The 13,567-nt window shown below is 28.3% G+C and carries 5 protein-coding genes and 10 tRNA genes; all 15 read left to right on the forward strand.

Going from position 1 to position 13,567, the window contains the following annotated elements:
* Window positions 1-43: 43 nt before the first annotated feature.
* The 15 genes from AACL10_RS00680 (at window position 44) to AACL10_RS00750 (ending at window position 13,565) form a co-directional block, all read left to right on the forward strand.
* Window positions 44-120: transfer RNA gene (locus tag AACL10_RS00680), tRNA-Arg, on the forward strand.
* A 43-nt stretch (window positions 121-163) separates the two neighbouring features.
* Window positions 164-240: transfer RNA gene (locus AACL10_RS00685), tRNA-Pro, on the forward strand.
* A gap of 24 nt (window positions 241-264) precedes the next feature.
* Window positions 265-340, forward strand: a tRNA-Ala gene (locus tag AACL10_RS00690).
* A gap of 5 nt (window positions 341-345) precedes the next feature.
* Window positions 346-422, forward strand: a tRNA-Met gene (locus AACL10_RS00695).
* A gap of 24 nt (window positions 423-446) precedes the next feature.
* Window positions 447-523, forward strand: a tRNA-Ile gene (locus AACL10_RS00700).
* A gap of 43 nt (window positions 524-566) precedes the next feature.
* Window positions 567-659: transfer RNA gene (locus tag AACL10_RS00705), tRNA-Ser, on the forward strand.
* A 7-nt stretch (window positions 660-666) separates the two neighbouring features.
* A tRNA-Met gene (locus AACL10_RS00710) sits at window positions 667-742 on the forward strand.
* Between the two features lie 3 nt (window positions 743-745).
* Window positions 746-822 (forward strand) — tRNA-Asp (locus tag AACL10_RS00715).
* Between the two features lie 5 nt (window positions 823-827).
* Window positions 828-903: transfer RNA gene (locus AACL10_RS00720), tRNA-Phe, on the forward strand.
* A gap of 111 nt (window positions 904-1,014) precedes the next feature.
* A tRNA-Ile gene (locus tag AACL10_RS00725) sits at window positions 1,015-1,091 on the forward strand.
* Window positions 1,092-1,314: 223 nt separating this feature from the next.
* The gene (gene mgtA / locus AACL10_RS00730; protein ID WP_338985330.1) at window positions 1,315-4,032 is read left to right on the forward strand and encodes a magnesium-translocating P-type ATPase; all 2,718 of its coding nucleotides are present in this window, start codon (window positions 1,315-1,317) and stop codon (window positions 4,030-4,032) included.
* 99 nt (window positions 4,033-4,131) lie between these two features.
* Window positions 4,132-6,549: a leucine--tRNA ligase gene (leuS, locus tag AACL10_RS00735; protein ID WP_338985331.1), complete on the forward strand. Its 2,418-nt coding sequence runs from the start codon at window positions 4,132-4,134 to the stop codon at window positions 6,547-6,549.
* Window positions 6,550-6,683: 134 nt separating this feature from the next.
* Window positions 6,684-7,334: a hypothetical protein gene (locus AACL10_RS00740; RefSeq protein ID WP_338985332.1), complete on the forward strand. Its 651-nt coding sequence runs from the start codon at window positions 6,684-6,686 to the stop codon at window positions 7,332-7,334.
* A 93-nt stretch (window positions 7,335-7,427) separates the two neighbouring features.
* The gene (locus AACL10_RS00745) at window positions 7,428-11,288 is read left to right on the forward strand and encodes an AAA domain-containing protein (protein WP_338985333.1); all 3,861 of its coding nucleotides are present in this window, start codon (window positions 7,428-7,430) and stop codon (window positions 11,286-11,288) included.
* A 3-nt stretch (window positions 11,289-11,291) separates the two neighbouring features.
* Entirely contained in the window at window positions 11,292-13,565 is a 2,274-nt protein-coding gene (locus AACL10_RS00750) for a hypothetical protein (RefSeq protein ID WP_338985334.1), read from the forward strand.
* The last annotated feature ends 2 nt before the right edge of the window (window positions 13,566-13,567 follow it).

Here is a 13,567-nt window from a genome sequence, read left to right on the forward strand (position 1 = left end):
ACAAATTGTAATATAATATTTTTGGTTGTTTTCAGACAAAAATGCGCCCTTAGATCAATTGGATAGATCGTTTGACTACGGATCAAAAGGTTAGGGGTTCGAGTCCCTTAGGGCGCGCCATTATTGAGAGCAATCAATGAATATTATTAAATATTCATTACTTCGGGAAGTGGCTCAGCTTGGTAGAGCATTCGGTTTGGGACCGAAGGGTCGCAGGTTCGAATCCTGTCTTCCCGACCATTAATTTAATATTTTTTTATATATGGGCCCGTAGCTCAGCTGGGAGAGCACCTGCCTTGCACGCAGGGGGTCGACGGTTCGATCCCGTTCGGGTCCACCATATATGGCGGGGTAGCTCAGCTGGTTAGAGCGCTCGGCTCATACCCGGGAGGTCAAGAGTTCAAGTCTCTTCCCCGCTACCATATATTTTATTGTTTTTATATTTTGGACCTTTAGCTCAGTTGGTTAGAGCATCCGGCTCATAACCGGATGGTCATTGGTTCGAGTCCAATAAGGTCCACCATCATGATGACTCTATTATGATCATGAGGGGGCAAACAAAATACGGAAGATTACCCAAGCCTGGCTGAAGGGGTCGGTCTTGAAAACCGAGAGTCGGGGAAACCCGAGCGGGGGTTCGAATCCCTCATCTTCCGCCATTTTTATCGCGGGGTGGAGCAGTTGGTAGCTCGTCGGGCTCATAACCCGAAGGCCGTAGGTTCAAGTCCTGCCCCCGCAACCATTTGGCCCCATAGCGAAGTTGGTTATCGCGCCTCCCTGTCACGGAGGAGATCACGGGTTCGAGTCCCGTTGGGGTCGCCATTATCGGTTTTGTAGCTCAGTTGGTAGAGCAATTGATTGAAGCTCAATGTGTCGGCGGTTCAACTCCGTCCAAAACCACCATTAGTGAAAACGAGGCGTCAGTGATTGACGTTTTTTTATTGAAAAATGTATAAAAAAATCTAATTTTTATTGAATTTTAAAAGTTAATATTCTATAATTAATATTGTTTTACGGAGTATAGCTCAGCTGGTTAGAGCGCACCCCTGATAAGGGTGAGGTCGGTGGTTCAAGTCCACTTATTCCGACCATTAAGAAAATATATAACACCTATTGTGGGTGTTTTTTTTATGTTAAGAAGGTATAATTAAAAAGGTTTAGAAAGAGGTGGTAAATATGAGTATTCCTTCCGTCGATCAGTTAGAAATCTTAATAAATATTAATACGGTAAGAAGTATTGCTAATTTACCACCTATTTTTGCGTTGTCAAAATAGGTTTTTAAGTTAGCTTTCATAAATAAGGAGAACGATGTTATGAAAACTAATAAAAAAAAGTTAAATAATAATTATAATAATCAGATTGCTGAGTTTGTAAAATTAGATCAAGCTCAAACACTTAAAAAATTAGAAATCTCAAGTTTTGGTTTAAATGAACAAGAAGTTGAGATTCAAAAAGAAAAACACGGAGATAACAGTTTAAAAGAAAAGAAATTTAATTACTTACTATCATTTATCAAATCATTTTTTAGTCCATTCAATTTAATATTGATTGTGATTGACACATTTAGTTTCTATCAATATGCAACAGGAAAAGATGAACAAGGAAATCCTTCATTAGAATTATCTGATTTAGTAGGTGCTTTGTTGGTTTTAATTATGATTTTAATTAGTGGAACAATATATTTTGTTCAAGAAATTAGATCATTTAATGTTATTAAAAAAATGACATATGAAAATAAGCATATGACAAAAACAATTAGAGATGTTGATTTCAAAGTAAAAGACATTGATAATGCTAACTCAATTAAGTTAATAAAAGAACACGAACAAATTGAGAACTCAGAGTTAGTTCCAGGAGATTTAATTTATGTATCTAATGGAGACTTAATTCCAGCTGATGTTAAAGTTGTTTGATCAAATAACTTATACTTAAATCAATCATCTTTAACAGGAGAATCATTTCCAGTTCAAAAGAAAACCATTAATGAAAAAGAAAGTTATCTAGAATACCAAAATATTTGCTATATGGGAACAGAAGTTGTTTCTGGTTCAGCTTTATGTATAGTTATTCAAACAGGACAAAAAACTTACTTTTCTGCAATTAATGATAAAGTTACAGAAAAAAGAAGTAAAAATTCTTTTGAAAAAGGTATTTGAAGAATAACAATGTTATTAATATCATTTATGCTTGCAGTTACACCAATTGTGTTTTTGGTTTTTGGTTTAAGACCAGGTAACATTGATGAAAAATGATTTAAAGCAGCAATGTTTGCTATATCAATTGCTGTAGGTTTAACACCAGAAATGTTGCCGGTAATTGTTACTGCTAACCTATCAAGGGGTTATTCAAAAATTAAAAAAGAAAATGTTATTGTTAAAAATCTAAATGCTGTTCAAAATATGGGAGCAATAGATATTCTGTGTACTGATAAAACCGGGACAATAACAAGTGGTGAAATAAAACTTGACCACGTATTTGATATTAAAAGTCAAAAAAATGAAATGATAGAACATATTTTATATTTAAATAGTTATTTCCAATCAGGGTTTCAAAATCCTATCGATCAAGCCGTGCTACTTAGCAAAAATATAAGTGCGCCTAATCTTGATGAATACATTAAAGAATGAGAAGTACCATTTGATTTTGAAAGAAAAATCTTATCTGTAATCCTATCTAAAAATGGAGAAAAAGAAATTTTCACAAAAGGTGCTATCGAAGAAGTATTGAAAGTATGTAACCGTATATATATTAATGGAGATATTGTAAAACTTACTCAAGAACATATTGATAAAATAATCAAAAAATCAGATGAGTATAATAACGATGGATTTAGAGTTATAGGAATAGCTCACAATAAATTAAGGGATGAAGATATTGAAGAAGATTTAGTTTTCTATGGGTTTGGAACATTCTTTGATGAACCAAAGAAAACTTCAAAAAAAATAATTAAAGAATTAGCTTTAAAAGGAATAGCTACTAAAGTATTAACTGGAGATAATGAAGTTATTACAAGATCTATTTGTTCTAAAGTTGATTTTAAAATTGACAAACTTTATTCAGGAAAAGAAATAGAAACAATGACAGAAGAACAATTACACAAAGCTGTTCGTAAAGGAAATGTTTTCGTTAAATTAAGTCCGATTCACAAATCAACAATAATTAGAGCCTTAAAAGAACAAGGACACGTTGTTGGATTTATGGGTGATGGAATTAATGACGCTCCTGTTTTAAGAGAATCAGATGTTGCTATATCATTTGATGAGGCATCAAATATAGCAAAAGAAGCTGCAGATATTATCTTAATGGAAGAATCATTACTTCCAATTAGTCATGCAGTTCATGAAGGAAGAGTTTCTTTAGCTAATATTTTAAAATATGTTAAAGTGACTATTGCCTCAAACTTTGGAAATGTACTAAGTGTACTTGTTGCATTGTTCTTAACTTTAGCAGAACCAATGCAACCACTACACTTACTAACACAAAATTTACTGTATGACATAGTTATGTTTGCTTTTATATTTGACAAAGTGGATAAAAATTTTACAGACAAACCAAGACCTTTGAGAACAAAAAACATTATATGATTTACTGTGATTAATGGACCTGTGAGTTCTATATTTGATATTTCAACTTTCCTAGTATTGCTTTATGGATATCACATAGTTGAACCAGGTATTGGAAGTGGAGTTACACAACCGGGAGCAGAACAATTGGCTATATTTAATGGTAGTTGATTTGTTGTTGGGTTAATGACACAAACTGCTGTTATGCAAATGTATAGAACTGAGAAAATACCATTCATACAATCTAATGGTTCATGACAAGTTTCTGTATCAACAATATTTGTATGTGCTATGGCAATAATTGTTCCATATGGATTCATGAGCATTCCTGCAATAAGCGGTGGAATGAGTATGGGTGTTCCAAAATGAACTTTCTTACCAATTGCAATAGGATTTGTTCTTGCATATATGTTATTGGCACAAGCTGTGAAAATGTTGTATATTAAAATTTTTAAAGAATGATTATAAAAACTTAAACTTATGTTTAAGTTTTTCTTTATTAAGCAAATCATTAAAACAAATAAACTTTTAATGTAAAATAATAAGGTTGATAAAAGAGGTAATAAAATGGAATTTTCACATAAAGCAATTGAGAAAAAATGACAAAAATTTTGAGAAGAAAATAATACATATAAAACAACAAGTGATAAAGATAAAAAAGCTTATATTTTAGATATGTTTCCATATCCAAGCGGGGCAGGACTTCATGTTGGTCACCCCAAAGGATATACTGCAACTGATGTTTTTGCAAGAATGAGAAGAATGCAACAATATGATGTTCTTCACCCAATTGGATGAGATGCTTTTGGTCTTCCTGCAGAACAATATGCTTTAAAAACAGGAAATGATCCAAGAGAATTTACAGCTAAAAATATTATCACTTTCAGAAATCAATTAAAAAAACTTGGATTTAGTTATGATTACAATAAGGAAGTTAATACAAGTGATCCAAACTACTACAAAATTACACAATGAATTTTTCAACAACTTTACAAAAAAGGTTTAGCAGAAATTAGAGAAGCTAATGTTAACTGATGTGAAGGATTAGGAACTGTTCTTGCAAATGAAGAAGTAATACTAGAAAACGGTAAAATGGTTTCAGAAGTTGGTGGTTTTGAAGTAATCAAAAAACCAATGAAACAATGAGTTTTAAAAATAACAAAATATGCCGATAGATTACTTGAAGGTTTAGATGATCTAGATTGACCAAGTTCAGTTAAAGAATTACAAAAAAACTGAATTGGTAAATCAGAAGGTGTAATAGTTAACTTTGATGTAAAAGATAGTGAAGAAAAAATCGATGTATTTACAACAAGAGCCGATACTATGTTTGGTGTTTCTTATGTTGTTTTAGCGCCAGAAAATAATTTAGTTTTAAAATTAACTAAACCAGAAAACAAATCTAAAGTAGAAGAATACATTGCTATTTCAAAAACTAAAACAGATGTTGAAAGACAAGACGACTCTAAAGAAAAAACTGGAGTATTTACAGGAAGTTTTGTAATTAATCCAATTACAAAAGAAGAACTGCCTATATGAGTTGCAGATTATGTTTTAAATGATTATGCAACAGGTGCAGTTATGGCTGTGCCTGCACATGATGAACGTGATTGAAAATTTGCAACAAAGTATGAATTACCACTTAAATATGTTTTAGAAACTTCAGATCATTCAAAAGCATTTGTGGGTGAATCTCCATTGGTTAACTCTGACTTTTTAAATGGTTTAAATAGAGTTGAAGCAATTAAATTGGTTGTTGAAAAACTAGAAAAAGAAAATAAAGCTCAAAGAAAAATTAACTACAAATTAAGGGATTGATTATTTTCAAGACAAAGATTTTATGGAGAACCATTCCCCGTACTTTTCTTAGAAGATGGACAAATCGCTTTAGTTGATGAAAAGGACTTACCATTAGAATTGCCAAAAACCGATTACATTAAACCATCAGGAACTGGTGAGTCACCTTTAGCTAATTTAACTGAATGAGTAAATATTGAACATAATGGTCAAAAAGCCAAAAGAGAAACAAACACAATGCCTCAATGAGCAGGAAGTTGTTGATATTACTTGGCTTACATTTTAACTACAAGTCCAAATGAACTTGTTGATATTCAATCAGATGAAGCTATGGAATTATTTAAAAAATGATTGCCAGTTGACTTATATATCGGTGGTCAAGAGCATGCCGTTCTTCACTTGTTATATGCAAGATTCTGACATCAAGTATTATTTGATTTAGGAGTTGTTCCTACAAAAGAACCATTCCAAAAATTAATAAACCAAGGAATGATATTAGCTGATAATGGTGAAAAAATGAGTAAATCAAAAGGTAATGTGATTAACCCAGATGATATCATTGAATCGCATGGAGCAGATACTTTAAGATTATATGAAGTATTTATGGGTCCGCTCGAAGCTTCTCTTCCTTGAAGTTATAAAGGGCTTGATGGAGCAAGAAAATGACTTGATAGAGTGTATAGAATGATTGAAAACACTGAACTAAGTGATCAAAATAATGGTAATTTAGATTTTGTTTACAACGATGTTGTTAAAAAAGTTACTCAAATGGTTGAAGACTGTAAATTCAACACTGCAGTTTCACAATTGATGATGTTTGTAAACGCAGTTTACAAAGAAGAAAAACCAGTTTACAAAGAATACATTTTAAACTTTATTAAAATGCTTTCAATTTATGCTCCTCACTTAGCTGAAGAACTATGGGTTAAGACAGGAAACGCAGGAAGTGTTTGCTTAGAAGTTTGACCAACTCATGATGAGTCTAAATTAACGCTATCTACAGTTACAATAGCGGTTCAAATTAATGGTAAATTAAGGGGAACATTCGAAGCTGATAAAGGAACTGATAAAGATACTTTAATTAAGCTAGCAAAAGAACTAGATAACGTAAAAGAACAATTAAATGGAAAAGAAGTAGTTAAAGAAATAGCTGTTCCAGATAAAATTGTAAATATTGTAGTAAAATAACACCTAAAAAAGGTGTTTTTTTTTTTTTTTTTAATTAAAAAAACATTTATAAATGGAACCATAAAATATTTTAAACCAATAGAATAGGACAATATTAATGGTTGGCTGGGTGGGATTGTGAAGAAAGGTCAAATATGTTTAATACTTTAATTAGTTTTATAGGTGCTGCAAGTATAATTGCAGCACCTATTCTTAATGTTGCTGAGACTAAAGAAAATAAAGTCTTATATAAAAAAGATTCTGGAAATGAGAATGTAGAGTATATTGGAGATGAAATCGTTTTATATTTCGAGTCACATCCAGAGCCTACGATATTAAACTCTGGTAATGCCATTTCTAATAATACTTCAGAAAGTCTTTTTGTTTATAGTTTTGATATGGGTGAAACTCCTGTTTGAGAATATTCTTTAAACAAAAATAATTACCCAAGCAGTGATGGTTCAGTAATAACATGAAAATGGGGAGATGCATATATGTTCCCTGAAAATGAGTTCTATGAAAAACTTAGATGAAGTAAAGATTATCCCTTAACTGATGGTTCTGTAGAAGACATGGATTTTGATGAAGTTGTAGAATTAACAGATATATTGGTAGATGAAAACTGATATAGATTTGAGTCTGAATCAAACATAAAAGTGGGTTCTGCAATAACATACTATTATGATAATCAGAATATAATTTTAGAGTTTGTAGTTTATTTCAGTGTTGGTGTAATCAACTCAGATAAAACAAGCAGCTTCAAACTTAGTTTAGGAAATAGTTTAAGTTTATACAAACCGTTTTAATGGATTAAAAAATATCGGCTAAGTAGTCGATATTTTTTAATTTCCTAAAAATGCTATAATAATAAGAGTGTAAATAGATAGGGGTAAAGAATTATGTCAAATATTATTGAAAATAATGGTGTTAAAGAGATATTTTTAGACTTTTCATTCTTACAAAATGTGCAATTTAAAGAAAACCCCGCAACCCTAGATCAAATAATAGAGCAATTAGACATAAAGGGTGTTGCTACTTATTTGGATTTTCATAATTTCTTAAGAAACTCAATGGCAAAAAAATCTTTTATATGTTTATTGGATGATAAAACTAGACAATTGTCAAAAAAAGATAAAAACAAGTCATCTTACAATGGGATTATAAGAATAGAGTTAGACTCAAAAAGTCAGTCACTTTTACCTGAAGGCACATACTTGGGTTTTTATGTTAATATCGATACAAAAAATGTATCACTAACCATAAGTTCTATTTTTATGACAAGACTTAAACCTGTAGCTCAAGAGTTTGAAACTATAATTCAAGAATCACAATTATTTTTAATTAGAAATCAAGGACAAATAAAAGATGATGAAATAATAAGAAGAAATGTGTTGAATTCCTCAAATATCTCAGAGGTTGGTAAATTACTATCAACCTTTGAAGAGGAAAAAGAAAAATGACTAAATTATTTAGAGTTTAGTGAAGACCTTTTAAAATTAGAAAGAAAAAAATCTTTACCTTATCTTGGAGCTGAATCTTCAAAAGTTATTAAAATAGATAAGATTCATTTCAAAAGTGAATTGTTTGAGTATGAGATTAAGGAATTAAAATCAAAAAGTTTTAAATATTTGATTTTAAACTCAGAAAGTATTTTAAAAAGCAGAGATATTCCTTTTGATAAAACCAATGTCGTAACTCTTGATTTACTAACTGATGATCTAGAAAAAATAAACAAAATTAAAAAAACAAAAGATTTATCACTTGTTCCTGTAAAGAGAAATAAAAACATAACCACCACTCATGAACTTATCAAAAATATTCATGATATTTTTGATTTTGATTTTGAAAAAACAAACGAAACACAAAATATTCTCTCTCTAACTACAATGCTTGGGGTATCTGAAGAAAGTATGAGCTTTGCAAATTACTGATCAAGAAATCCAAAAACTATATTTTTGGGAGAGAGAAATGAATTTGAAACTTTATTAAAGGACAATCCAAATGAAATGGAAAAGTGACTTGTTAAAAAAATTAGTTTTGAAATAGAAAACGATTTTGACTCTTCTTTATTTACTATAAAAAATAATTTAGATTACTTAAGTTCAGGTTACATTGCTTATACAGGTATTGGTGAGGATGTTCTGATAGAAAGATCTAAACAAGTTATAAAAAAAATAGCTGATGGAAATACAAAAAATCCCTATCTTGTAAATTACTTATTCAATACAAGATTGGTTGAATTATCAGAAGTTTCAAATGATATTGAAATTGAAGATAAAAATTTTGAATTTAATTTAAACAATGAACAAAAAGAAGCTGTAAGAAAAGCTGTTAATACAAAAGATATTTTTATTTTACAAGGTCCGCCAGGAACAGGTAAGACTCAAGTTATTTGTGAAATTATAAATCAACTATCAAAACTAAATAGAAAAGTTTTACTTTCAAGTCAAAACCACGAAGCAATTAAAAACGTTGTAGACAGATTGCCAATTGATCCAAACTTAAATAAAGTTAGACTGACTAATCAACTTAATTTAAAAACTCAAGCGGCTAATAATTACTCACCTGATAGAGTTCTTTATAACTACTATAAATCAATTGGGAAAAAAGCTTTTGATGATATGAATAATGACGAAAATTCAATTAAAGAATTTTATAATTATAAAAATGATCTTGAGAGATTAATAAATGCAAACAAAAGTTTTCATCAAAACAATACTCAAATAAGATCAATACAAGAAAAAATCGATGAGTTAAATCAAAAAATAATTTCTTTTAAAGAAAATAGTTTAGAAAAAATAAAAAATAAAAATTTTTTAAAAAAAGAATTAATTAATGTTGAAAACTTAATTGAAATTTTATCTTCTAAAGATTTTGATGCAACAGTTAATATGGGTGAAAAACTTCTGGAATGTTATAAAAATTCTGCTGAGTATGAATTAAATAATTTTATTTACATGAATTTAAACTTTGATCCAAAAGATTTTTCTAACGTCTATTCTTTAATAAAAGAAGTGGCTAATGAAGTTTATTTTAAAAATGAAACTTTCATTGATATAAAAAATGCTAAAATTAATGCCATTAGACTTAGAAAAAATGCTGACTTCGATTTAGCAGAAAAAGAAGAAAGCAGGATAGCTGGATTAGAGCAAATTTTAAAAATGGATTCTAAAATTTTAGAACTAGACAAAATATTTGATACTCTTCTTTCTAATTTAAAAAATCTTAAATTAGAAATAGAAATTAATTTACAAGAAGATACTGCACAAAATAATTCTCAAGTTGATATTAATAAATTAGAAATTGAAAAAAATGAATTAACTGTTACAAAAAATAATTTGAGTGAAAACTCTGGAGCAAACACAAAAGAGTTGAGAGATTTAATTAAAACAGTTAATCAAAAGTTTAACTTAAATCTTGGGTTAACAGATGTTGATTTAGAAGAACAAATAAAAAAAGAATTAAATAATTTAGAAAATAAATTAAAGGAAAGTAAAGAAAGAAAAGAAAACTTTTCAGAAATCTATACTGAAATAATCAAATACTTAAATGATAACTATAAAATAACAGATAATTTTGAAGAAGAGTTGGCATCAAAAGATTTTTCTGGACAAATGTTTAAAGATAGTCAAAGATATATTCAATCAATTCTAGACAACTTGGTTAATGTTTATTCAATGACATTGACTTCAACAAACTTATTTAGATTTAACAAAGACAACTTTGCAACAAAACTTGGTCTAGAAGAATTAAATTTAAGAAATATGGATGTAGATGTTGTAATAATTGATGAAGCTTCAAAAGCCACACTATTAGAAATACTAATGCCATTAATTTATGGTAAAGCATTGATATTGGTTGGAGACTACAGACAATTGCCACCTATATTAAAATTACAACCAAGTGACGTTGAAGATGTAAATAAATATTTTGGAAAAGATTACAATTATAATTTAATGTATGAATTACTTGATGAGTCAGCATTTAAAAAGTTAATTGGAGCTAGAAATAAAACAATAACAACAATTTTGAAAACCCAATATAGAAGTCACGAACAAATAATGGATGTTGTTAATAAATTTTATGATGGAAATTTAAAAGTGGAACCACAAGTAAGTGAACAAAAACGTCATGATTTAAAAATAACTAATCATTTTGGCAAAGATATTATTGATTCAAGAAGTTCTGTTTATTGAGTTGATTCAACTAATAATCTTCAAAATGAAATTAACTTTGAACAAAGTGAAGAGTTTTCAACAAGTTTATTTAATGATTTAGAAATTGAACTAACTAAAAAATTACTTAACGATATTGACAAAGCAGTTGAAATCAAAAAAACAAAAATAAAACCTACTGTAGCTGTAATAAGTTTTTATGGTTTACATGTAAGTAAATTAAAAAGAGAAATCAAAACAAGTAAATTTAAAAATGTTGAAATTGTAATTAATACAGTTGATGATTTTCAAGGAAAAGAAGCTGATTATGTTTTAGTTAACATGGTAAGAAATCCAGAAAAATTATCAACAAAATCAGGAAGAGAATTCTTGAAAAAATATGAGAGAATAAATGTTGCTTTTTCAAGAGCGAGAGAATTACTAATTATCATCGGAGCTCAAAGAACTGTTAATGATATAACTGTAAAAATACCAACTGTTGAAGATCCTAACATCTCAAACAGTCATCAAGTATATGCAGATATTATTGCTAAACTTGATTTTGAAGGTTGCTTATTGCAACCAAATGAAATTATGGAGGACTAGAAAATGATATTTAATAAAATTGAAATTTTATATGATAAAGTTTGTTTACCTTTAAAAATTAAATATTCAGAAATCAGAAAACCTACGTTTATGGAATTTTTGATTTTATTAATTATCATGGAACATCCTAACAAAACAAAAAACTTATCAGATATTTTAAAAGAAGATTTTGATATAAGAAATCAAGCCTTATTTGAAAGAGCGTTGAGAGAATTAATAAATTTTAAAGTTATTGAAATTAACAAAGTTAGAGCCGGTATTGGTGCTTTAAATATGAAAACATCAATAGATAATTTTTATATAGATTTAAAAATACAACAAGAATTTAAAAAAGGAACTTACACAATTTCTCATGACAATAAATTTCAAGATGTTAAATATTTTATTGATCCAATAACTAAAGTTAATGAAATATTAAAAGACTCTAATTGAGCAAAAAGAGTAAGTGATCTAAAATTCAGTTATAGATTATCAATTCCGTTTGATAATTCACAACTAGAAAATAAGGAATTGATATTTTCAAAATCTCAGGCTTTTATGAAAGAAAAGTCAGACATATTTGGTGATGATTCTTTCTTGAAAGATATTTTAGTTGAAGGACAAGAATCAATTAATGAAGTTAATAGATTTAAAGAGTTTACAAAAAATGACACAGCTGCAATTGAAAGTTGAATTGAAATTTTTGACAACGGCACTTTTAAAGTAAAAACTGACAATCAATATTTAGATGACTATCTAAGAATTAATCCTCATGTTGCTGCAGAAATATTAAAAGATGTTTCTACAAAGTATGAAGACAAAATCAAAAAAATATTTAGACCAGAAAATCAATTAAATAACATTCAGAATTTCATCTCATCTCCAGATCTTTTATCCAATTTAAATGTAAAAACTACTTATAACTTAATTTTAATAAATGATCAACATGTTGAATCGGATAGCGAAATTATTAAGAATAAAGATTTAACAAAAAATATTGAAGTTATTATTTTTTACAATTCAAAAAGAAATAACAAAATCATTGAAGTGGTAGATGGTAAAGTTATTTTCTATGTAGGTTTCATTCAAAACGAATTATTACAAGACAATTCATTTATATACTTAGATTCTAAAAATGCTTCAAGTGCATTTTTGGTTGCAGAAAAGAAAATTGAATCTGTAAATCTAAATATTCCAGTTTTGTTTGCCTACAAAAATTCCAATAAAGTTTTAGATTTAGTTTCTTTATTTAAAGATAACATAGATGAAGTAATAGAGAGGTTTGAACAATCACTTCTTGATTCTGATTATGAACTTGCTATGAATATATATTTAATTCTAGAAAGAATAGGATTGGAAGAAAAAGTATCAAAATCTTTAGAAAACTATCTTGGAAAAACAGTTGACAGCGGTACAAACTACAATGAAATGAAAAAATACTTATTAGAAATTGAAGATAGAAAATTATTTTTAATTCTAGAAAAAGTTGCTAAAAATTTAATAGTGAACTCTTCAAAAGAAAGAACTGACGATGAGTTTTTTGAATTAATAAAAAATTATAAATTTGTAGATACAAAAAATATTTTAGATATATTTAATGAAGTAGATATTCAAAATAATATTGATAACATTTATAGGATAAATGACTTTTTAAGAAAGAATTCAATTGATGGATGAAAGTTTAATGTTAGAAACTCATTGGTTGTTTTAACGGATTATTTCAAAAATAATAATAGAGCAGAAATGTTTGAGGAAAGTAAATATAACTCTGATGTTTGAAATCAACATGCAAGCACACTAAATTTAATTGGTAAAATAACAAAAGAATTGTATATGTCTAATTATAAATTTGTTGAAGATAACTATAATTATCTATTAACATCATTACTTGAATTGGTTGGTAACTCATTAGATATAAAAGACTTTGATGCTTACTTAATCAATTTATCAGAATCTTTAATAGACTTTTACAAGTCTTACTACAAATACAAGAGCGAAGAATTTTCAACAATAACAGAAGATATGATTGAATATAAAATTCAAATATTAGCTGGTGGTTATATTAATAAGGTTGAAGATGCACTAAATGAATTTATAGATAAAAAACTATATAATATGCCAATTGAGTTAAAATTAGAGTGAGTTAAAAATGTTGAAAACAACTCATCGGTAGTTGATAAAATATTGAGAAATAATGATAAAAATTACAAACAAGCTTTAAATATTATCTTTGGTAAAAAAAGAGAATATACACAAAGTGATTTATCAAAATACAGCACAATTTTTGGAGGAAAATAATT

This window comes from Spiroplasma endosymbiont of Diplazon laetatorius (genome assembly GCF_964019625.1).
GTDB lineage: Bacteria > Bacillota_I > Bacilli_A > Mycoplasmatales > Mycoplasmataceae > Spiroplasma_A.